Consider the following 2,489-nt stretch of genomic DNA (forward strand, 5'->3'; position numbering starts at 1 on the left):
GAGAATTAATGCCTCTACTACTGTCGCGGCAAGACCAGCAACAGACGATGCCGAAGAAGATCCCTTATTTCGGCGATTTTTTGGCAATCGCGCGCCCCAATCAGGTGGTGGCGAACGGGAGGTTAGACAGGGTACCGGATCTGGATTTATTATCAATAATAACGGTCAGATTATGACCAACGCTCACGTCGTCTCGGGCGCAACCAAAGTCACCGTCACCCTCAAAGATGGTCGGACGATCGATGGTAAAGTCATAGGGATCGATCGAGTCACCGATGTCGCAATCGTTCAAATTGCCGATCGCAATCTACCTAGTATCCAAATTGGCGATTCGGATAAGATCAAACCTGGTGAATGGGCGATCGCAATCGGCAATCCATTAGGATTGGATAATACCGTTACTGCTGGCATCATCAGCGGTACCGGACGCTCTAGTGCAGACATCGGCGCTGCCGATAAGCGCGTCAACTTCATCCAAACCGATGCGGCGATCAATCCCGGTAACTCCGGCGGCCCCTTGCTCAATGCCGCAGGACAAGTCATCGGCGTGAATACCGCCATTCTGCGCGGTACTCAAGGCTTGGGTTTTGCCATTCCGATTAATACCGCCCAGCGAATTGCCAGCCAACTGATTGCCACAGGTAAAGTCGATCATCCCTTCTTGGGCATTCAAATGATCGATCTGACGCCACAGCTCAAGAATCGCATCAACAACGATCCCAATGCTAACTTAAAGATCGACGTCGATCGAGGTACCCTGATCGCTCGCGTTGTGCGCCAATCACCCGCAGCCATTGCTGGCATCAAGTCTGGCGATATCATTGAAAGTGTCGGCGGCAAAAAAGTCCAAACTGTCAACGAAGTGCAGCAAGCGGTTGAAACTACCAAAATCGGTACCAGCATTAGCGTCCAAGTCCGTCGCAACGGTCAGACACTCTCGCTGAATGTGACGCCTGTTGCCGCGCCGCCGATGGCAGCAGCCCCAGAATAACCAATCTCAACCGTCGCTAGTGGCGAGAGTGAGTAGTGCTAAATGGGGACAATCACCAACATTATTGTCCGTAAGCTTGAATTGCCGACACTGCTCACACTCCGCCTTATTTATGGTAATCCTGTGACGATCTATTTTTACACCGATCGAGAAACACCCTACGGTTGCTTCTCCAACTTTTCCAAGCATGGCTTTGTAATGGATAAATTGTGGTGGTACACCACCGAACACTATTTCCAAGCCCAGAAATTTATTAACACCCCCTATCTCGAACAAATTCGATCGATCCGAACGCCTAATGATGCCGCTAAAATGGGTAGAAAGCGCACATTGCCTCTCCGCAGCGATTGGGAACAGGTGAAGGACGAAATCATGCTCCGCGCCGTGCTGTGCAAATTTCAAATCCACCTCGATCTGCGCGAAATTCTGCTTGGTACTGGCGATGAAGAAATTGTCGAAAACGCCCCCAACGACTATTATTGGGGCTGTGGCAAAGATGGCACAGGCAAAAATCAGCTAGGATTGACTCTCATGCAAGTCAGAGAAACACTGAGGAATAATTGATAATTAACGATCGGTAGAACTCAAAGATTTATCAGCTTGACAATGCTCGAAACTTAGATGGTGGGCAGTGCCCACCCTACTGGGACGACACGACTGAGGAATAATTGATAATTGATAATTAACGATCGGTAGAACTCAAAGATTTATCAGCTTGACAATGCTCGAAACTTAGATGGTGGGCAGTGCCCACCCTACTCTACCCTCTAATCTTTGCGCTCCCATCTCCCATCTCCCATCTCCCATCTAAATCAATGATTAAATCCTGGCTGGTTATCGGCATCGTGGCAGTACTAGTTGCGGTTGGGCTAGGGAGACTAAATACACCAGAAGGGTATCGCTGGTTCAATCGCCAACGCCGTCCTACCTGGCTGACATTCGAGGGGCTGATTCCGGTCATTTGGACGGTCATCCTGATCTGCGGCGTGTGGTCGGCGTACAATGTCTGGGAAGCTGCTCCGAGTAATCCACCCTGGGGACTGATGGCAGGGTATCTGCTCCTAGAGGTGTCTATTATGCTCTACACGCCCTCTATGTTCTTATTGAAGAATCTTCGGGCAGGAACGATTGTCGGTGCCGCAGGCTGGGTTATTGGTGTCATTCTGGCGATCTTGGTTTATCCAGTTTCGAGTACGGCAACAGCTTTACTCATCCCCTATCTGCTCTGGAGTCCGATCGGGACGTATGTAACATGGGTGATGGAAGGGTTGAATTCGAGTCGAGATTAGTAGCTGACAAAATGGCGATCGAGCGAGAAATTAGGCTTACAATAGTTTAGGTATAGATCGGCATGACAAAAATCGAGAGATCCCTGAATCCCGATCGGTCGTAGCTTTGTTTGGGGTGCATCGGCGACAACATTATCAAATCTCTGTACTTGAGGAACGCGATGCACTTGTTTGACGAAATAGTTCGATCTCTCTCTCACGATCTCAAT

The 2,489-nt window shown here is 49.5% G+C and carries 4 protein-coding genes; 3 read left to right on the forward strand and 1 reads right to left on the reverse strand.

Annotation, left to right across the window (positions count from 1 at the left end; translation table 11 throughout):
• The 3 genes from RMO52_RS12440 to RMO52_RS12450 all read left to right on the forward strand — a co-directional run.
• On the forward strand, positions 1–991 hold a 991-nt coding region (locus RMO52_RS12440; protein ID WP_310414581.1), incomplete at its 5' end, for an HhoA/HhoB/HtrA family serine endopeptidase.
• Positions 992–1,114: 123 nt separating this feature from the next.
• Positions 1,115–1,555 (forward strand): NADAR family protein, encoded by a 441-nt coding sequence (locus RMO52_RS12445; protein ID WP_310414589.1) that lies wholly within the window; start codon positions 1,115–1,117, stop codon positions 1,553–1,555.
• Between the two features lie 251 nt (positions 1,556–1,806).
• Complete coding sequence (locus RMO52_RS12450; protein WP_310414584.1) at positions 1,807–2,280, forward strand: tryptophan-rich sensory protein; 474 nt, start codon at positions 1,807–1,809, stop codon at positions 2,278–2,280.
• Here RMO52_RS12450 and RMO52_RS12455 read toward each other — a convergent pair.
• Positions 2,277–2,489 (reverse strand): hypothetical protein (locus RMO52_RS12455; RefSeq protein ID WP_310414587.1); only part of this gene is annotated, 213 nt, incomplete at its 5' end. The genes RMO52_RS12450 and RMO52_RS12455 overlap by 4 nt on opposite strands.

It is taken from the genome of Chamaesiphon sp. OTE_8_metabat_110 (genome assembly GCF_031382685.1).
In the GTDB taxonomy this organism is placed as follows: Bacteria; Cyanobacteriota; Cyanobacteriia; order Cyanobacteriales; family Chamaesiphonaceae; genus Chamaesiphon.

Excerpts from the sequence above, each read along its gene's own strand:
- RMO52_RS12450 (WP_310414584.1), top strand. The coding sequence starts at position 1,807 with ATGATTAAATCCTGGCTGGTTATCGGCATCGTGGCAGTACTAGTTGCG.